Origin of the sequence: Stenotrophomonas sp. B1-1 (genome assembly GCF_010894375.1) — a bacterium.
Classification (GTDB): Bacteria; Pseudomonadota; Gammaproteobacteria; order Xanthomonadales; family Xanthomonadaceae; genus Stenotrophomonas.
In genome coordinates, this window is record NZ_JAAIUZ010000019.1 from 16,254 (window position 1) to 36,320 (window position 20,067).

General features: G+C 69.0%; 9 protein-coding genes. 7 read left to right on the forward strand and 2 right to left on the reverse strand.

All coding sequences use genetic code 11. The features are described 5' to 3' along the window. Positions 1-160: 160 nt before the first annotated feature. A complete protein-coding gene (trxA, locus tag G4G00_RS14995) occupies positions 161-490 on the reverse strand; it encodes a thioredoxin (RefSeq protein ID WP_025878607.1) in 330 nt (109 codons plus the stop codon). Positions 491-1,013: 523 nt separating this feature from the next. Here trxA and rhlB point away from each other — a divergent pair. The 5 genes from rhlB (at position 1,014) to ung (ending at position 6,089) form a co-directional block, all read left to right on the forward strand. After that, positions 1,014-2,735: an ATP-dependent RNA helicase RhlB gene (gene rhlB / locus G4G00_RS15000; protein ID WP_108763058.1), complete on the forward strand. Its 1,722-nt coding sequence runs from the start codon at positions 1,014-1,016 to the stop codon at positions 2,733-2,735. Positions 2,736-2,891: 156 nt separating this feature from the next. Continuing rightward, entirely contained in the window at positions 2,892-3,578 is a 687-nt protein-coding gene (gene ftsE, locus G4G00_RS15005) for a cell division ATP-binding protein FtsE (protein WP_108751049.1), read from the forward strand. A 3-nt stretch (positions 3,579-3,581) separates the two neighbouring features. Further along, positions 3,582-4,529, forward strand: a complete 948-nt coding sequence (gene ftsX, locus G4G00_RS15010; protein WP_164274713.1) for a permease-like cell division protein FtsX — start codon at positions 3,582-3,584, stop codon at positions 4,527-4,529. A gap of 7 nt (positions 4,530-4,536) precedes the next feature. Continuing rightward, complete coding sequence (locus tag G4G00_RS15015; protein WP_108757344.1) at positions 4,537-5,379, forward strand: response regulator; 843 nt, start codon at positions 4,537-4,539, stop codon at positions 5,377-5,379. After that, positions 5,376-6,089, forward strand: a complete 714-nt coding sequence (gene ung, locus G4G00_RS15020; protein WP_164274716.1) for a uracil-DNA glycosylase — start codon at positions 5,376-5,378, stop codon at positions 6,087-6,089. Before G4G00_RS15015 ends, ung begins: the two co-directional genes overlap by 4 nt. Before the next feature lie 21 nt (positions 6,090-6,110). Here ung and G4G00_RS15025 read toward each other — a convergent pair whose 3' ends face one another. Further along, on the reverse strand, positions 6,111-6,461 hold the full coding sequence (locus G4G00_RS15025) for a helix-turn-helix transcriptional regulator (protein WP_240336168.1): 351 nt from the start codon (positions 6,459-6,461) through the stop codon (positions 6,111-6,113). 434 nt (positions 6,462-6,895) lie between these two features. On the opposite strand from G4G00_RS15025, the gene G4G00_RS15030 reads away from it, so the two are divergent. Both G4G00_RS15030 and G4G00_RS15035 read left to right on the forward strand, forming a co-directional pair. Further along, on the forward strand, positions 6,896-8,980 hold the full coding sequence (locus G4G00_RS15030; RefSeq protein WP_205515563.1) for a DUF11 domain-containing protein: 2,085 nt from the start codon (positions 6,896-6,898) through the stop codon (positions 8,978-8,980). A 104-nt stretch (positions 8,981-9,084) separates the two neighbouring features. After that, positions 9,085-20,067 (forward strand): Ig-like domain-containing protein, encoded by a 10,983-nt coding sequence (locus G4G00_RS15035; RefSeq protein ID WP_164274726.1) that lies wholly within the window; start codon positions 9,085-9,087, stop codon positions 20,065-20,067.

A 20,067-nucleotide genomic window follows, 5' to 3' on the forward strand; every position in this document is an offset into this window, starting at 1 on the left:
AAGAAACTGCGTCCAGAGGGTGCGGCACGCGAACGCGGCCGGATATGCCGACACTATCATCGGCCCGCGGCGCCTTGCAAGGGTCACCGGGAATGGCATTCATGCGGGCGCGGGGCGCCCAGCGGCAGCCGCGGTCAGCGGCTGCCGTGGAACAGCAGGATCAGGCCAGGGCCTTGTCCAGCAGGCCGGCCAGCTGGGCCTTGCCCACCGCACCGATCTGCTCGCCCACCTTTTCGCCGTCCTTGAAGACGACCAGGTAGGGAATGGAACGCACGTGGTACTTGGCGGCCAGCGCACGGTTGTTGTCGACATTGACCTTGGCGATCTTGGCGCGGCCCTGGTAGGCGTCGGCCAGTTCGTCCAGCGCCGGGGCGATCATCTTGCACGGGCCACACCACTCGGCCCAGAAATCGACCAGCACCGGTTCCTTGGAATTCAGCACTGCGCTATCGAAGTCGGCATCGCCGACGTGTACAACCTTGTCGCTCATCTTGGTTTCTCGTCTTGGATTGCACCCGGCCAGGCCGGAGGTGGGTGAACTGGGCCATGCCCGGTGGCGCGACCCTCGTCGTTGCCTCGCGGCGGTGTGCCACGGTGCGTTCGGCGGGATGCCTGGACGCTCACGGCCGGCAGTGTACCCCTATCGCAGCGCGGGGACAGAGGCTGGCTGGAACCCAGCGTATCGTGACCGTGTCCGACGACGGTATGTGTCGGATTTCACTGTCTTCCCCGGATATGGGGGCAAGCGGCGGCCGGCCCAGCCCCTGTCGGCGGGGGGCGTTCAAGTGCGGTGTGGCTGGGTGAAGAGGGGGTCGCAGGGCGCGTCTCCCAGTCGACTGAGACGGGTGCGCGGGATTGCCGGCCCGGTTGCGGTAAACTGAGGCATTGTGCGGCGTGCGGACCGGGTGGTCCCAGCCTGCCAACCCGCCGCAGGGGCCGCAGTTTGCGACGGTGCCCCTAGACGATGAAGTGCCAGCCGCCCCACGGGCCGGCGGCCATACCAAGACGGACTCATGAGCGACAAACCGCTGACCGATTTGACCTTCTCCTCCTTCGAGCTGCACCCGGCCCTGCAGGCGGGCCTTGAAGGAGCCGGATTCACCCGTTGCACCCCCATCCAGGCGCTGACCCTGCCGGTCGCGCTGCCCGGTGGCGATGTTGCCGGCCAGGCCCAGACCGGCACCGGCAAGACGCTGGCCTTCCTGGTAGCTGTCGTAAACCGCCTGCTGACGCGTCCGGCACTGGCCGACCGCAAGCCGGAAGATCCGCGCGCACTGATCCTGGCGCCGACCCGCGAACTGGCCATCCAGATCCACAAGGATGCGGTGAAGTTCGGTTCCGACCTGGGCCTGCGTTTCGCCCTGGTCTACGGCGGCGTGGATTACGACAAGCAGCGCGAGCTGCTGCAGCAGGGCGTGGACGTGATCATCGCCACCCCGGGCCGCCTGATCGACTACGTGAAGCAGCACAAGGTGGTTTCGCTGCACGCCTGCGAAATCTGCGTGCTGGACGAAGCCGACCGCATGTTCGACCTGGGCTTCATCAAGGACATCCGCTTCCTGCTGCGCCGCATGCCCGAGCGCACCACCCGGCAGACCCTGCTGTTCAGCGCCACCCTCAGCCACCGCGTGCTGGAGTTGGCCTACGAACACATGAACGAGCCGCAGAAGCTGGTGGTCGAAGCCGAGACCATTACCGCTGCGCGCGTGCGCCAGCGCATCTACTTCCCGGCCGACGACGAGAAGATCCCGCTGCTGCTGGGCCTGCTGTCGCGCAGCGAAGGCGCGCGCACCATGGTCTTCGTCAACACCAAGGTGTTCGTCGAGCGCGTGGCGCGTTCGCTGGAAAAGGCCGGCTACCGCGTGGGCGTGCTGTCCGGTGACGTGCCGCAGAAGAAGCGTGAGAGCCTGCTCAACCGCTTCCAGAAGGGCCAGCTGGAAATCCTGGTGGCCACCGACGTGGCCGCCCGCGGCCTGCACATCGACGGCATCAAGTACGTCTACAACTACGATCTGCCGTTCGATGCCGAAGACTACGTGCACCGCATCGGCCGTACCGCGCGCCTGGGCGAAGAGGGTGATGCGATCAGCTTCGCCTGCGAGCGCTACGCGATGGGCCTGCCGGACATCGAGGCCTACATCGAGCAGAAGATTCCGTCCGAGCCGGTCACCAAGGAACTGCTGACCCCGCTGCCGCGCCCGGAACGTCCGGCCCCGGCTGCGGGCGAGGAAGGCGAGGAGAACGAGAGCGTCGGCCAGATCTTCCGTGAAGCGCGCGAAGCCCGCGCTGCCGAGGAAGAGCGTCGTGGCGGTGGCCGCAGTGGTGGCCGCTCCGGCGGTGGCCGTGGCGAGCGCCGTGACGGTGAGCGCAGTGGCGAGCGTCGCCCGCGTGGCCCGCGCAAGCCGCGCGTGGAAGGCGAGCAGACGGCCGCCGCGCCGGTCGAGGGTGCCGAGGCCGCCGTGGCCCAGGCCCCGCGTCCGCCGCGCCCGCCGCGCGCCGAAGGTGCAGTGGAAGGCGCCGCCGAGGGCGAGCGCAAGCCGCGCAAGCGCCGTCGTCGTCGCCACGGCCGCCCGGTGGAAGGCGCCGAAGGCGTGCAGACCGCGTCGGGCAACGGCGCCAACCCGGTCACCCCGGTGCAGGTGGTGGCCAAGCCGGTGCGTACCGCCGCCGATACCGGTGATTCGTTCCTGACCCGCATCGGCCGCAAGATCCGCCGGATGCTGTCGGGCAGCTGATCGGCGCCCACCCAGCAGGACCGGTAGCACCCGACCGTTGGTCGGGTGGCTTTAGCGGCGTGCCGACCCACGGTCGGCACCCACCACCCACGGTCGGCACCCACAGGCATGGCCTGGCGCTACCAAGGCGTCGCGTCGGTCCTGCATAATCGGGGCATGAGTGTCCTGCGCTTTGACAATGTCAGCAAACAGTACGCCGGTGGCCATGAGGCGCTGATCGATGTCAGCTTCGAAGTGGCCCCCGGCGAAATGCTGTTCGTCACCGGCCATTCCGGGGCGGGCAAGAGCACCCTGCTGCGGCTTATCCACCTGGACGAACGACCGAGCCGCGGCGCGGTGGTGTTCGACGATCGCAACCTGCTGAAGGTGCGCGGTGGCGATGTGCCGCGCCACCGTCGCGCGGTCGGCGCGGTCTACCAGGACCATCGCCTGCTGATGGACCGGTCCATCGCCGAGAACGTGGCCCTGCCGCTGATCCTGCGCGGCACGCGCCGGGCCGATATCGGCAAGCGCGTGCGCTCGGTGCTGGAACGCATGGGCCTGGGCCACCGCGAAAAGGCACTGCCGTCGCAGCTGTCGGCCGGTGAGCAGCAGCGCGTCGGCATTGCCCGCGCCATCGTCGGCGAACCCAAGCTGCTGGTGGCCGACGAGCCGACCGGCAACCTCGACCCGACCCTGGCCGCCGAGATCATGGCCCTGTTCGCCGAACTGCCTTCGCGCGGCACCAGCGTGCTGGTGGTCAGCCACGACCTGCCGCTGCTGCGGCGCATGCGCAAGCGCGTATTGATCCTGGACCACGGCCGGCTGGTGGATGACATCTCGCCGCAGGATCTGGCGGAGTAACCGATGGCCAAGAACGAAAGCGCCGAAGCCGCCGCACCCTCGCGCCTGGGCGTGTGGATCCAGCACCACGTGCACAGCGTGGTGTTCAGCCTGGGCCGCGCCTGCCGCAAGCCGTGGGCCACCCTGCTGACCGTGATGGTCATGGCGCTGGCCCTGGCGCTGCCGCTGGGGCTGTCCATTGCGCTGGACAACCTGAAGCAGTTCGCCGGCAGCGTGCAGCAGTCGCGCGACATCAACGTGTTCCTGAAGGCCGATGTGGACGGTCCCGGCGCGCTGCGCCTGGCCGGCGAACTGCGCGACCGCCAGGACGTGGCCAACGTGGCCGTGCGCACGCCCGAACAGGGCCTGGAGGAACTGCGCCAGGCCGGCCTGGGCGAGGCCATCGACGCCCTCAACGACAACCCGCTGCCCTCGCTGCTGGTGGTGACCCCGGCGCAGGGCCAGGATGACGCGCGTCTGGCGCGCGCGCTGGAAAGCCTGACCGGTGCCGACCTGGTGCAGCACGATGCCTTGTGGCGCAAGCGACTGGATGCCTGGCTGGCGTTCGGCGCGCGGCTGGTGCAGGTGCTGTCGGCGCTGCTGGGCGTGGGCGCGGCGCTGGTGGTAGGCAACACCGTGCGCCTGGATATCCAGGCCCGCCGCGAGGAAATCGGCGTGCTGCAGCTGCTGGGCGCCAGCGATGGCTTCATCCGCCGCCCGTTCCTGTACCTGGGCGCGTGGTATGGCCTGGGCGCCGGTGCCGTGGCGCTCGCGCTGATCGGCGTGGCCGGTGCCGCGTTGCGCGCACCGCTGGCCGACCTTTCGCGCAGCTACGGCAGCCCGTTCGTACTGCACGGGCTGGACCTGCTGCACGGCAGCCTGGTGCTGCTGGGCACGCTGCTGCTGGGCTGGCTGGGGGCGTGGCTGGTCACCGGCCACTTCCTGCGCCAGACCCGCCCCACCGACACCTGAGACCTGCATGCAACCGCAAGCGCTGAAGCATATTGAAGGGCCCGCGACGCGGGTGATGGTGGTCGACGGTTCCAAGCTGGTCCGCAAGTTGATTGCCGACGTGCTGCAGCGCGACCTGCCCGGCGTGGAGGTGATCGGCTGCGACAGCATTGAAGAGGCGCAGCAGGTGCTGGCGCAGGGGCCGGTGGATCTGGTCACCACCTCGCTCACCCTGCGCGATGGCGACGGCCTGGACCTGGCCCGCAAGGTGCGCGAGGCCGCCGGCCAGGCCTACGTGCCGGTGATCGTGGTGTCTGGCGACGCGCAGCAGCACTTGGAGCAGCGCCGCTTCACCGAATTCGTTACCGACTATTTCGACAAGTCGCTGGGCCACGAAGCCCTGGCGACGTTCATCCGTGGCTACGTGCAGCCGCAGACCATTCCTGGCGCCACCATTCTGTACGTGGAAGACAGCCGGGTGGTGGCCGAGGCCACCAAGCGCATGCTGGAACGGCAGCAGTTGAACGTGCTGCACGTGGTCAGTGCCGAAGAAGCCTTCACCCTGCTCACCGCCGAATCGCTGGGCCGCAGCCGCCACCGCATCGACCTGGTGCTGACCGACGTGACCCTGAAGGGGGAACTGAGCGGGCGTGACGTGGTGCAGCGCGTGCGCGTGGATTTCGGTTACGGCAAGCGCCGCCTGCCGGTGCTGGTGATGACCGGCGACGGCAATCCGCACAACCAGACCGGCCTGCTGCAGGCCGGTGCCAACGATCTGGTGCTCAAGCCGATCGAAGAACGCCTGCTGGTGACCAAGGTGCTGTTCCAGTTGCGCCTGGCCCGCTTGAACGATGGACCCGTATTGAAATGATCGACGAAGTAGTGGAAACCCCGGCGATCCAGCTGGAGCCGAGCTGGAAGCGGCGCGTGGGCGATTACCTGCTGCAGCCGCAGATGCGCGAGCTGTCCGCGTTCCTGCGCCAGCGCAAGGCCAGCGGCGCGGCGGTGTTCCCGCCGGGGCCGCAGATCTTCGCCGCGTTCGACGCCACCCCGTTCGAGCAGGTGAAGGTGGTGGTGCTGGGGCAGGACCCCTACCACGGCCAGGGTCAGGCACATGGCCTGAGCTTCTCGGTGCCGCCCGGCGTGCCGGTGCCGCCTTCGCTGCTGAACATCTACAAAGAGATCGAAGGCGACCTGGGCATTGCCCGGCCCGACCACGGCTGCCTGCTGCCGTGGGCGCAGCGTGGCGTGCTGCTGTTGAACGCGGTGCTGACGGTGGAGGAGGGCAGTGCCGGCGCCCACCAGGGCCGCGGCTGGGAAGGCTTCACCGACCACGTGGTGGACGTGCTGAACCGCGAGCGCGACGGCCTGGTGTTCATGCTCTGGGGCGCGTACGCGCAGAAGAAGGGCAAGGTGATCGACACCGGCCGCCACCGCGTGCTGAAAGCGCCGCATCCCTCACCGTTGTCGGCACATCGCGGTTTCCTGGGCTGCCGCCATTTCTCGATGGCCAACGACTACCTGCAGCGCCAGGGCCAGGCGCCGATCGACTGGTCGCTGCCGCCGCGCGCCCGCCTGTAATCCGGCAGGCACGCCGCAGCGTCACACGCCCAGCATCTCGATGATGTCGTGCGCCACCTGGCGCTTGCGCGGCGGCAGCCGCCGTACCAGCGACAGGATGTTGCCCTCCAGGTCATTGCGCGCGTAGTCCGCGCTGGGCGGCGCCGCCCCCAGTTCCTCATCGCCCGGCTTGCCGCAGCCGCGGCCAGTGGCCAGCCATTCGAAACGGACCTGGGTCACCACCGCGATCCGGGCCAGATGCGACACGCTGGGATGGGTGCCGCCGCGCCGCTCCCATTGCGCGACCGCACTGCGCTTCACCCCGGTTTCCTCCGCCAGCTGTGTCTGTGAAAGTCCAGCCGCCGTGCGTGCACCGCGGATTCGATCAGCCATCGACAACATCGGTATTCCCCCTTTCCCTGTCCCTAGTTGATGGGTGGTTATCGATACTTACCGGGCAGCGATTCTTTTACGTGCCTGTACAGAATGACTGTCTGCCCTTGCCACACCTGGGTTTCCCATCGTCTCCTCCCTGGCGACAGTGCTGCTTACTACGGTCTTCACGCCGTCTTGTTTGACCCCTGCGCGCGCAAACGTAATTAATCGCTCAACCGGCCACGCAGCGCCGGAAAACATCAGAAACATCGAAGCCAGTGTGCGTCACATGCCTCATCACCGGCAATGTCCGGGCGGTGCTGGGCGCGTGCAGCCGCGGCGCAGGGGATGGGGCGATGGATAAGGCTTCAGTCGTGAAGCGGGTGTCAGTGTTACTCACCAAAGTAAATGTCCTGCTATTTAGTGTGATCCTGTGCACATTAATAATGGTCGTGCCGACGGCCCGCGCCCAGGATGCCTGTACCGCCAATGGCGCCTGTGTTTCGGCTGGGCCCCGCCTGGTGTCGGTCGATTCCACCCAGAGCCCGGTGTTGAATCTGTTGTTCAGCACGCTGCTGCCCGGCACCAGCGTCCAGCTCACCGCGTTGGACTGGAACAATCTGGCCGGCGCCGACATCAATCTCAACGCACTGCTGACCCAGCTCAACGGCGGCGTGGTGGTCAGTGATCCCAGCCAGGTGTTGAACGCCAACATCACCCTCGCCCAGCTGCAGGCGGCGATGGTGTCGGTGCTGCAGGCCGACGGCAAGACCGCCGCGGCCAGCGCGCTGGGTCTGCTCAGCCCGTCCATCGGCGGGCTGACCGGCAACATCCGCCTGGCCGATCTGCTGCAGGTCAGCCTGCCGCCGGGTTCGCTGGCCACGGTGAACCTGGACGTGCTGGACCTGATCACCGGCGGCGTGCAGCTGTACAACTTCCGCAACGTAGTCACCACGCCCACGCCGATCACCCTGACCACCGCCCAGTTGGCGCCGTTGGGTCTGGGCGGGCTGGCCAATGTGCGCGTGTGGGCGCAGGTGGTCGAACCGCCGGTGTTCAACTGCGGCCCGGTGGGTACCAGCTTCCACAGCGCGGCGATCCGCCTCAAGCTGGATTTCGACGTCGTGCAGGGCCTGAACGTGGCGCCGCTGATTTCGGCGGTGAACGGACTGAACGTGGGCGGGCTGGTCTCGCTGTCGGGCACCAGCATCAATGCCTCGCTGGTGCATCTGTCGGTCTACGCGGACGTGGCGCGCGCCGAAGGCACCATCAGCGCGGTCAGCCTGGCCAGCAACGCGGTCACCCTGCAGGCGCGGCCGGGCCTGGTGAACCTGTATGTGGGCACGATCAGCGACGCGGTGTTCTTCAACCGCAGCGCCGTGCTTACGCCGGCCAGCGTGACCCCGATCAACGCCACCACGTTGAACGTCACCGTGGCGGTCAGCTTGTTGGCCGGTGCCGTGAAAGTGGCCGACGTGGATGTTCCGCTGACCGTGTCGGTGCGCGCCGTCGCTACGGCCACGCCCGGCCTGCAGTCGGTGGTGGTACCCGGCGCATTTCCACAGACACGCACGCTCACCGCGGGCACGGTCAGCGCCAGCACCATGGTCACCTCGCTGATCAATTCGCTGGACGTGACCATCACCAGCGGTACGCCGGTTGTGCGTCTGGTCAACGCGCTGGTTACCCTGCCACTGCCGGTGAACACCATCGTCAACGCGCTGGTATCCACCCTGCTGCCACCGCTGCGCACCGTGGTGAATGCACTGGTGGGACCGGTGCTGACGGCGGTGCTGGGCGGGGTGGTCGACAACCTGCTGGCCTTGCTGGGCATCCGCATCGGCCAGGCGGTGTTCACGGTGGAAAGCATTTCGCAGAGCTGCGCGGCCACCGTGCAGCTGGTGAAGACGCTGGCGCCGACCACCGATACCGGTGTGTTCAACCTGAGCGTGGCACAGGGGGCCACGGTGCTGGCCAGCGTGGCCAACGTGGGTAACAACGGTGCCACCCCGGCAGTGGTTACGACACCGGGCACGGTCTACACGCTGGCCGAAACCGCAGGCACCGCCACGGTCCTGGCGCGCTACGCCAGCAGTTGGGAGTGCAAGGACCAGGGCGGCACCACGCTCAGCAGCGGCACCGGCCAGAGCTTCAACTTCACCGCGCCGGCGCTGGCGGCGCAGCCGCTCACCGTGGTCTGCCGCATCACCAACCGCACGCGCCAGGCCGATCTGTCGATCAGCAAGAGCGATGGCAGTGCCACTTATACACCCGGTGGCAGCGCCAGCTATGTGCTGACGGTCAGCAACGCCGGCCCCGATGCGGTGACCGCCGCGCAGGTCAGCGACACGCTGCCGGCGGGCGCCACCTTGAGCGCGCCGTGGACCTGCAGTGCCTCGGCCGGCAGCACCTGCAGCGCCGCCAGTGGCGGTGCGGCCGGCGGCACCAGCGTCAGCCTGGGGGTGAACCTGATCAATGGGGGGCAGGCCACGATCACCGTGCCTGTCAGCTTCAGCGCCGATCCGGGCGCGTACTAGCCGTATCCACCCGGGCCGCTGCGCTGTGCGCGGCCTGGCAGCGCTTCTTGTGACGCGCAGGTGGGGAACGCCAGAGCCTGCGCGGTGCTTTCGAGGATGACAGCATGCCCACCGCCCGCGCCCGTCGCTTGAACTGCCTGCCCGGCCACGCCTGCCTGCGCGCGCGCGCGCTGCAACTGGGCACCGCGCTGCTGGCCACGCTGGCCATGGCGGGCGCGCAGGCACAGGCGTACCGCAACCCGCTGGTGAACACCGCCACGGTGACCGCGCCGGCCGACGTATCCGATCCCACCCCGGGCAACAACAGCAGCAGCGACAGCAACGCACTGGCCGCCAGCGCGCAGTTGAGCATCGTCAAGACCATCACCACGCCGGTGCCGGTCGCGGCCGGTGGCGCGGTGCAGTACCGCATTGAAGTGCGCAACACGGGCCCGTCGCAGGCGGTGGGCGCTACCCTCACCGATTCGGTGCCTTCGCAGCTGAGCGGGGTCACCTGGACCTGCGCAACGGTGTCGGCGGCCACGTCCTGTTCGGCGGCCTCGGGCACCGGCAGCCTGAACGTTGGCGTCAACGTCGGCGTGGGCGACGTGCTGGTGGTGCTGGTGAACGGCACCGCGCCCACCGTCACCCCGGCGACCATTTCGGCCAACGCGGCCACCATCACGCCGCCGCCGGGTACCACCGATCCGACCCCGGGCGACAACACCGCCACCACGCCCACCATCGCCGTGCAGGCGGCCGCCATCGTCGCCAACAACGATGACTACAGTGTCACGCCATTCCCGCCCGGCGGCGGCGGCAGCACGCCGCGCGTGTTCGGCAACGACACCCTGGCCGGCGCGGCGTTCGCCGATGCCGCCGTGGTCGCCACGCTGACCAACGCGCCGTCCGGCTATGCCATCGCGGCCAACGGCACCATCAGCGTGCCGGCCACCGCAGCGGCCGGGCCGGTCAGCCTGACCTATCAGATCTGCGAAGCGGCTTCGCCCAGCAACTGCGCCAGCGCCACGGTCAGCCTGCTGGTCAGCCCCGATGCGCTGGATGACAGCGTGGCCGTGCAGGCAGGGCAGGCGGTGAACGGCAACGTTGCCAGCAACGACAACGTATTTACCGGCTCCACCTTCGTGCAGACCGGCGCGGCGCCCAGCCAGGGCAGCGTGGTGCTGCAGGCCAACGGCGCCTTCACCTACACCGCCAACGCGGGCGCCACCGGCACCGATACCTTCGGCTACCAGGTGTGCCTGCCGGCACCGAACGCGGCCGTGTGTGACACCGCAACGGTCACGGTGAACCTGACCGCCAACACCATCGATGCGGTGAACGATGATTTCAGCGCGGCGCCGATCGCCGCGGCCAGCGGCGGCACCACCGCCAGCGTGCTGGGCAATGACACCTTCAATGGCGCCGTGGTGGTGCCGGCCAACCTGACCACCACGCTCATCACCGCACCGGCGGGGTATCTGATCAACGCCGCGGGCGCCGTCACGGTGCCGGCCAACGCCGTGGCCGGTCCGGTCACCCTGGGCTACCGCATCTGCCTGACCGCCGCGCCAACGCTGTGCGATACGGCCAGCGTGCAGCTGGTCATCGCTCCCGACGCGGTGGACGATGCGATCGCCACGCCAGGCGCGGGGCAGCCGGTATCCGCCAACGTCGGCAGCAACGACAACATCCCGGCCGGCTCCACCTTCAGCCTCGGCACCGCCGCCAGCAAGGGCGTGGTGACCGTGAACAGCGACGGCAGCTACACCTACACGCCCAATGCCGGCGTCACCGGCAGCGATACGTTCGGCTACCAGGTCTGCCTGCCGGCGCCGAACGCTGCGGTGTGCGATACCGCGACCGTCACCGTCACCCTGGGCGCCAATGCGCTGGTGGCCAACGATGATCTGTTCGCCCCCCCGGTGCCCGGGCTTGCCGGCGGCACCACCCCCAGCGTGCTGGGCAACGACACCCTCAATGGCGTGGTAGTCACCGCCGGAGCGGTTACAGCAACGCTGCAGGCGCCGGTGGCGGGCCTCAGCCTGGATGCCAGCAGCGGCGTGATCACCGTGGCCGCAGGCACCACGCCGGGTGCCACGACGCTGGCCTACCAGTTGTGCGAAGTGGCAGCCCCGGCCAACTGCGATACCGCCAGCGTGCAGGTGCTGGTCGCGCCGACGGCCGTGGCCGACAGCGTGCCGGTGCAGTCGGGCCAGGCCGTGACCGGTTCGGTGGCCAGCAATGACAGCACCGGTACCGGCGCGGAATTCAGCGTGCTGGTCGCCCCCACCCAGGGCACGCTGGTGCTGGCTGCCGATGGCGGCTTCACCTACACCTCGGCGGCCGGCAGCAGTGGCACTGACAGCGCCAGCTACCAGGTCTGCCTGCCCGCGCCGAACAGTGCGGTGTGCTCGACGGCGACGGCCACCTTTGTCATCACCGCCAACACGGTCGATGCGGTGGACGATGCCTTCGGCACGCCGGCCATCTCGCCGGTGACCGGCGGCAGCACGCCCAGCGTGCTGGGCAACGATCTGTTCAACGGCGCGGCGGTGACGGCCGCGCAGGTGAGCGTGAGCCTGGTGAACGCACCGCCGCCGGGCTACACCTTCACCAGCGCCGGGGTGATCAACGTGCCGGCCGGCGCCGCCGCCGGTGCGCAGACCCTGACCTATGAACTGTGCGAGGCCGGTACCGCCAACTGCGACACCGCGCAGGTCGCGCTGGTGGTGGCGCCCGCTGCCACCGACGACAGCTACAGCACCTCGGCCGGGCAGCCCCTGGTGGGCGATGTCAGCTTGAACGACAACGCGCCCGCAGCGGCGACCTACAGCCTGGTCACGCCGCCGGCCGCGGGCACCTTCACCCTGCAGGGCAACGGCAGCTTCAGCTATGCACCGGCCGCGGCCGGGCCGCAGACCGCGCAGTACCAGGTCTGCCTGCCGGCGCCCGATACGGCCGTCTGTGCCACCGGCACGGTCACGATCACGGTGGTGGCCAACACCGTTGACGCGGTGGATGACAACTTCCGCAGCCCCGTGTTCGCGCCCGGTGCCGGCGGCACCACGCCCACGGTGTTTGCCAACGACAACTTCAACGGCGCACCGGTGAATCCGCTGCAGGTCACGGCCAATCTGGTGGCCGCGCCCACCGGTTTCAGCATCGATGCCAACGGCGTCATCACCGTGGCCAGCTACGCGCCGGCTGGTGCCACCACGCTCACCTATTCGCTGTGCGAGCAGGGCGGCAGCACCTGCGATACCGCCGCCGTGCAGGTGCTGGTTGCGCCCGATGCCGTCGATGACAGCGGCAGCGTGACCGGCACCCAGCCGGGCACCTTCAATCTTGCCGCCAACGACAACGTGCCTGCCGGTGCCACCTATACCGTGGTTACCCCGCCCACCCTGGGCAGCGCGGTGCTGTCGACCAGCGGCAGCCTGCAGTACACCGCCAACGCCGGCGCCAGCGGTGCCGACACCCTGACCTACCAGGTGTGCCTGCCGGCACCGGACGGCGCCGTCTGCGATACCGCCCAGGTGGCGCTGACCCTGGCGGCCGCTGCACTGGTGGCGGTGAATGATGATTTCAGCGCCAGCGCGGTCCCGCCCAGCGGTGGCAGTACCGCCAGCGTGCTGCTCAACGACACCTTCAATGGTGCGGCCATCGTGCCGGGGACCACGCCTGTCACGACCACCCTGACCACCCTGGTGTCCGGCTACAGCATGGCCGCAAATGGCGTCATCAGCGTCGCGGCCGGTACCTTGCCGGGCTCGGTGGCGCTGGGCTACCAGGTCTGCGAAACCGCTGCGCCGACCAACTGCGCCACCGCCACCGCGGTGGTGGTGATGAGCCCGGATGCGGTGAACGATGCACTGCCGGCCGCTGCCGGTGCGACCACCGTACTGAATGTACTGGCCAACGACGTGGCACCGGCCACGCCGGTGGTCACAGTCAGCGTGGCGCCGGTGAACGGCAGCGCCGTGGTCAATGCCGATGGCAGCATCAGCTACACCCCCTCCGGCCCGTTCGTCGGCCCGGATTCCTTCACCTATCAGCTGTGCCTGCCGGCACCGCACGGCAGCGTGTGTGATAGCGCCACGGTGGCGGTGACGGTCAGCACCACCTCGCTGGTCGCGGTGAATGACAGCTTCCTGGCCACGCCCATCGATCCGGCGGCCGGCGGCAGCACCACCAGCGTGCTGCTCAACGACACCTTCAGCGGCAGTGCGATCGTGCCGGGCACCACGCCGGTCACCGCATCGCTGGTCACGCCGGTGTCCGGCTACAGCCTGTCGGCCGACGGTGTGGTGAGTGTGGCCGCGGGTACGCGCCCGGCCGCGACCACCCTGAGCTACCAGGTGTGCGAGAACGCGGTGCCGACCAACTGCGCCGCCGCCACCGCACTGGTGGCGGTCAGCCCCGATGCCGTCGCCGACAGCCTGCCGGCCACCGCAGGCACCACCACGGTGTTGAACGTGCTGGCCAACGATGCTGCGCCGCTGAACCCGGTGGTCACCGTCAGTGCCGGCCCGAGCCAGGGCACGGCCGTGGCCAATGGCGATGGCACCATAAGCTACACGCCGACCGCCGGCTTCACCGGTACCGATACCTTCACCTACCAGCTGTGCCTGCCCGCGCCGGGCGGCACGGTCTGCGATTCGGCCACGGTGACGGTGACGGTCAGTGCCACCTCGCTGGTGGCCAGCAACGATGATTTCAGCGTCAGCCCGATTGCACCGGCCACCGGTGGCAGCACCAGCAGCGTGCTGTTGAACGACACCTTCAGCGGCGCGCCCATCGTGCCGGGCACCACGCCGGTCACCGCCACGCTGATTGCCGCGCCGGCCGGCTACACGATCTCGGCCAGCGGTGTGATCACCGTTGCTGCGGGAACCACGCCGGCCGCGGCGACCCTGAACTACCAGGTCTGCGAAAACGCGGTGCCGGGCAACTGTGCCGCGGCCACCGCGCTGGTGGCGGTCAGCCCGGACGCCGTGGCCGATGCACTGCCGGCGGCCGCCGGCGCCACCACCGTGCTGAACGTGCTGGCCAACGATGCCGCGCCGCTGAACCCGCTGGTGACCGTATCGGTAGCTGCGGGCAACGGCACCACCCTCGTCAATGGCGACGGCACGATCAGTTACACGCCCAGCGCTGGCTTCACCGGCACCGATACCTTCAACTATCAGGTCTGCCTGCCGGCGCCCGCCGCGGCGGTCTGCGATACCGCAGTGGTCACCGTCACCGTGGCGGCCACGACGTTGACCGCGGCCAACGACGATTTCAGCAGCAGTCCGATCGCTCCCGCGGCCGGCGGCAGCACCACCAGCGTGTTGTTGAACGACACCTTCAATGGCGTGGCCATCGTGCCGGGCACCACGGCGGTGACTGCTTCGCTGCTGACTACGGTGCCGGGCTACAGCATGGCGGCCGACGGCGTGATCACCGTGGCCGCAGGATCGCCGCCGGCGGCAACGACGCTGAACTACCAGGTCTGCGAAAACGCGGTGCCGGGCAACTGCGCATCGGCCTCGGCCGTGGTCGCGGTCAGCCCGGTGGCGGTGGCCGACACCCTGCCGGCCACCGCCGGTGCCGCGACCGTGCTGAACGTGCTGGCCAACGACACCGCACCGCAGGACCCGGTGGTGACCGTGTCGGTGGCGCCGGGCAACGGCACCACCACGGTGAATGCCGACGGCAGCATCAGCTACACGCCGACGGCCGGCTACACCGGTGCCGACAGCTTCACCTACCAGCTGTGCCTGCCCGCGCCGGCGGCAACGGTCTGCGCCACTGCAACCGTATCGCTTACGGTCAGCAACACGTCGCTGGTGGCGACCAACGATGACTTCACCGCAGCGCCTATCGCGCCGGCCACCGGCGGCAGCACGACCAGCGTGCTGCTCAACGATACGTTCAATGGCGCGGCCATCGTGCCGGGCACCACCGCCGTGACGGCGTCGCTGCTGGCGCCGCCCAGCGGCTACAGCATGTCGGCCAACGGGGTGATCAGTGTTGCGGCGGGTACCACGCCGGCGGCAACCACGCTGAACTACCAGGTCTGCGAGAACGCGGCGCCGACCAACTGTGCGGCAGCCACCGTCGTGGTCGCGGTCAGCCCGGAGGCGGTGGCCGACGCGCTGCCCGTCGCCGCTGGCGCCACCACCGTTCTGAACGTGCTGGCCAACGATCGCGCACCGGCCAACCCGACGGTGACGGTATCGGTTGCACCGACCAATGGCAGCACCACGGTGAATGCCGACGGCAGCATCAGCTACACCCCGACGGCGGGCTTCACCGGCACCGACAGCTTCACCTACCAGGTCTGCCTGCCGGCCCCCGGCGCCACGGTCTGCGATTCGGCGACGGTGACGGTCACCGTCAGCAACACCACGCTCAGCGCCCTGGGCGATGACTTCACTGCGGCGCCGATTGCCCCCGCGGCCGGTGGAACGACTGCCAGTGTGCTGCTGAACGACACGTTCAATGGCGCGGCCATCGTTCCGGGCACCACGCCGGTCAGCGCCTCGCTGGTGACGCCGGTGAACGGCTACAGCATGAACCCGGCCGGCGTGATCACGGTGGCGCCGGGTACCACTCCTGCCGCGGTGACGTTGACCTACCAGGTCTGCGAAAACGCGGTGCCGACCAACTGCGCGGTGGCCTCGGCCATCGTGGCGGTCAGCCCGGACGCGGTGGCGGACACCCTGGCCGCGACGGCGGGGACCACCACCTTGCTCAACGTGCTGGCCAACGACACTGCTCCGCTGAACCCGGTGGTGACCGTGTCGGCGGCACCGGCCAACGGGACTGCCACGGTCAATCCAGATGGCAGCATCAACTACACGCCGACGCCCGGCTTCACCGGCGCGGACAGCTTCACCTACCAGTTGTGCCTGCCGGCGCCGGGCAGTGCGGTCTGCGATACCGCCACGGTCAGCCTGACGGTGGGTGCCAATGGCATCAGCGCGCTCGCCGATGACTTCAGCGGCACGCCCATCGCACCCGCCACCGGTGGCAGCACCGCCAGCGTGCTGTTGAACGATACGTTCAACGGTGCGGCCATCGTGCCTGGCACCACTCCGGTCAGCGCCTCGCTGGTGACGCCGGTGGCCGGCTACAGCATGAGCGCAACGGGCGTCATCAGCGTTGCGGCGGGCACCACGCCCGCGGCGGTCACGCTGAACTACCAGGTCTGCGAAACCGCCGTGCCCACCAACTGCGCGCAGGCAACGGCGCTGGTGGCGGTCAGCCCGGACGCGGTGGCCGACAGCCTGCTGGCTGCCGCCGGTACCAGCACCATCCTGAACGTGCTGGCCAACGACACCGCGCCTTCGAACCCGGTGGTGACCGTGACGGTTGCGCCGACCAACGGCCTGGCCACGGTGCTGGCAGACGGCACGATCCGCTACTCGCCGTCGGAAGGCTTCACCGGCAGCGACAGCTTCACCTACCAGGTGTGCCTGCCGGCACCGGCCGCCGGCGTCTGCGACACCGCCACGGTCAGCCTCACCGTCGCGGCCACCACCCTGGTCGCCACCGCCGATGATTTCACCGCCGCGCCGATCGCACCGGCCAGCGGCGGTACCACGGCCAGCGTGCTGCTCAACGACACCTTCAACGGCGCTGCGATCGTGCCGGGCACCACGGCGGTCACCGCAACGCTGATCACCCCGCCTGCGGGCTACACGATGGCTGCCAACGGGCAGATCACGGTGGCACCGGGCACGCCGCCGGCTGCGGCAACGCTGACCTATCAGGTCTGCGAGAACGCGGTGCCGACCAACTGCGCGCAGTCCACCGCGGTGGTTGCGGTCAGTCCTGCTGCGGCCAACGACACGCTGACGGCAACGGCCGGCACCACCACGGTGCTCAATGTCACCGCCAACGACACCCTGCCGTCCAACCCCACGCTGACCGTGCTGGTGGCACCGGGCAATGGTGCCGCAGTCGTCAACGCCGACAACACCATCAGCTACACGCCTGCGGCGGGCTTCACCGGCGCTGACACCTTCACCTACCAGGTCTGCCTACCCGCGCCGGCAGCAGGGGTGTGCTCCACCGCCACCGTCACCGTCAACGTGGGCACGACCAGCGTGAGCGCGCTGAACGATGACTTCAGCGCGACGCCCATTGTGCCGGCCACAGGCGGCACCACCACCAGCGTGCTGCTGAATGACAGCTTCAACGGTGCCCTGATCGTGCCGGGTACCACGCCGGTAACCGCCACGCTGATCACGGCGCCCACCGGCTACAGCATGAGCCCGAGCGGCGTCATCACCGTCGCTGCGGGTCTGGTTCCGGTCGCCACCACGCTGAACTACCAGGTCTGCGAAAACGCGGTGCCGACCAACTGCGCACAGGCCACTGCACTGGTGGCGGTGCGCCCGAACGCGGCCGATGACACGCTGTCGGCCGGCACCGGCACCACCGTGCTGAACGTTGCTGCCAACGACACGCTGCCGTTGAACCCGGTGTTCACGGTGATCGTCGCGCCGCTGAACGGCACCGCCGTGGTGAACGGGGACAACACCATCAGCTATACCCCGAACCCGGGTTTCAGTGGCACCGATACCTTCACCTACCAGGTTTGCCTGCCGGCACCGAACCTCAATGTCTGCGACACCGGGTCGGTCAGCGTGACCGTGAGCGCCACGACCCTGCAGGCAGTGAGCGACAACTTCAGTGGCACGCCCACCCTGCCTGGCGCGGGCGGATCCACGCCGTCGGTGCTGGGCAATGACCTGATCAATGGCGTGCCGGTGCAGCCGGCGCAGGTCACTGTGTCGCTGATCGCACCGCCGGCAGGCGTCAGCATCGATGCCAACGGCATCATCAACATTGCCGGCAGTGCCGCGGCCGGTGCGCTCAACCTGACCTACCAGATCTGCGAAGCCAGCAACACGGGCAACTGCGCGCAGGCCACGGCGCTGGTGCTGGTGCGTCCGGATGCGGTGAACGATGTGGCCACCACACCGGCCGGGCAGGCGCTGAGCGGCAGCGTGGCTGGCAATGACAATGCCGGCGGCGGTTCGGTGTTCTCGCTGGTGACCGCACCGGCGCAGGGCACCGTGGTGCTCAATGCCAATGGCAGTTACACCTACACGCCCAACGCAGGCTATACCGGCAACGATTCCTTCATCTACCAGCTGTGCCTGCCCGCGCCGTATGCCGGCGTGTGCGATACCGCCACGCTGACCATCACGGTCAGCGCCGCGGGTGGCACCCTGGTCGCGGTGGATGATGCGATTGCCGATGTGCCGGCCACCGGCGCCACCGCAGTGTTGAACGTGCTGGTGAACGACACGTTCAACGGCGCCGCGCTGGACCCGACCACGGTGCAGCTGACCCCCACCAACACCACGGCCATCACCATCCAGGCCAATGGCAGCGTGGACGTGGCCGCCGGTGTGGCCGGTGCCACCTACACCACCACCTACCAGATCTGCCTGGTCAGCCAGCCCAGCGTCTGCGACATCGGTACGGTCACCGTGACCCTGGCCAACCCGCCGGCTGGCAGCCCCGTGCAGCCGGCCGACGATACCGCTACGACGCCGCAGGACAGCCCGGTGGTGGTGGCGGTGCTGGCCAACGATCTGGTTGCCGGCAGCCCGGTGGTGCCGGCGTCGGTGGCCGTGACCATCAGCACCGCGCCCACCTCGGGCAGCGCCGAGGTACTGGCCGATGGCAGCGTGCGCTACACGCCGGCGGCCACGTTCAGCGGCAGCGACACCTTCGCCTACACCGTCTGCACGCAGGCCGCGCCGGTGCAGTGCGGCACCGCCAGCGTGACCGTGCAGGTACAGGCCAACGCGGTTGAAGTGGTGGATGAGACCGTGACCACACCCGATGGTGAACCGGTCACGATCTCGCTGCTGGACAACATCAGCACCAGCGGCGCGCCGATCAACCCGCGTTCGCTGCGCGTGCTGGCCGCGCCGCGCTACGGCCGCCTGGGCTGCACCGACGGCGTCTGCATCTACACCGCCTTCGTCGGCTACAGCGGCCAGGATGCCTTCACCTACAACATCTGCGACGTGTCCATTCCCACCCCGGTGTGCGCCGATGGCCGGGTGAACATCACCGTGACCGCCAGCGGCGCCGTGCTGCGCCTGACCAAGCAGGCAGCGCAGCGCACGGTGAAGGTGGGCGAGCTGGTGCGCTACGTGGTGACCGTGGAAAACCTGGGCGAAGTGGATGCGCTGGGGGTGAACGTGGTCGATACGCTGCCGGTCGGCTTCACCTTCGTGCAGGAGGGCTTCGAGGCCCGCGACCTGGACAACGCCGCGTTCGTGAGCGCGCGTTCGCCGCTGCGGGTGGAACAGGTGGATATCGCCGCCGGCGGCCGCGCCACGCTGGTGTACTACCTGCGCGTGGGCGCCGGCGTGGGCCAGGGCATCCACACCAACCGGGTGACCGCGGTGGATGCGGTCAACGCCAGCATCGGCAACGTGGCATCTGCCGATGTAGAGGTGGTGGGCGATCCATTGCTGGACGAGAGCCTGATCCTGGGCAGCGTGTTCGAAGACCGCAACGGCAACGGTATCCAGGATGACGGTGAGCGCGGCATTCCCGGCGTGCGCGTGGCATCGGTGGAAGGCCTGGTGATGGAAACCGATGCGTTCGGCCGCTACCACCTGGTCGGCATCAACGGCGGCCAGGCACGTGGGCGCAACTTCATCCTGAAGGTGGACCCGACCACGCTGCCGGCCGACGCGCGCTTCACCACGCGCAACCCGCTGCTGCGGCGGATCACCCCGGGGCTGCCGGTGCGCTTCGACTTCGGCGTGCAGCTGCCCGATGCACGGTTCGACAGCGGTCGTCCGGCCCTGCGGCTGGAGTTCGGTCCTGCACTGTTCGTACCGGGCCGCGCCGAACTGGCACCTGGCAACGAGGCGGTACTGGTACAGGCGGCCAGCGCGTTGCAGGCACGCCAGGGTGGGGTGCTGCAGGTGCGTGCAGAGGCGGGCCAGGAAGCGTTGGCGGCAGACCGCGGCCGCGTGCTGCAGCAGGCCGTGCTGGCGCGGTTGCCAGATGGGTGGGCCGACCGGGTGCAGGTGCAGGTACTGCCTGCGCCGGCCACCGTTGACCGCGCGGACCGCTGA

What these genes read in the sequence shown, in the direction of transcription:
- trxA (WP_025878607.1), bottom strand. Translation starts at nt 490, where the DNA reads ATGAGCGACAAGGTTGTACACGTCGGCGATGCCGACTTCGATAGCGCA.
- ftsX (WP_164274713.1), top strand. Translation starts at nt 3,582, where the DNA reads ATGGCCAAGAACGAAAGCGCCGAAGCCGCCGCACCCTCGCGCCTGGGC.
- ftsE (WP_108751049.1), top strand. Translation starts at nt 2,892, where the DNA reads ATGAGTGTCCTGCGCTTTGACAATGTCAGCAAACAGTACGCCGGTGGC.
- G4G00_RS15015 (WP_108757344.1), top strand. Translation starts at nt 4,537, where the DNA reads ATGCAACCGCAAGCGCTGAAGCATATTGAAGGGCCCGCGACGCGGGTG.
- G4G00_RS15035 (WP_164274726.1), top strand. Translation starts at nt 9,085, where the DNA reads ATGCCCACCGCCCGCGCCCGTCGCTTGAACTGCCTGCCCGGCCACGCC.
- ung (WP_164274716.1), top strand. Translation starts at nt 5,376, where the DNA reads ATGATCGACGAAGTAGTGGAAACCCCGGCGATCCAGCTGGAGCCGAGC.
- rhlB (WP_108763058.1), top strand. Translation starts at nt 1,014, where the DNA reads ATGAGCGACAAACCGCTGACCGATTTGACCTTCTCCTCCTTCGAGCTG.
- G4G00_RS15025 (WP_240336168.1), bottom strand. Translation starts at nt 6,461, where the DNA reads ATGGCTGATCGAATCCGCGGTGCACGCACGGCGGCTGGACTTTCACAG.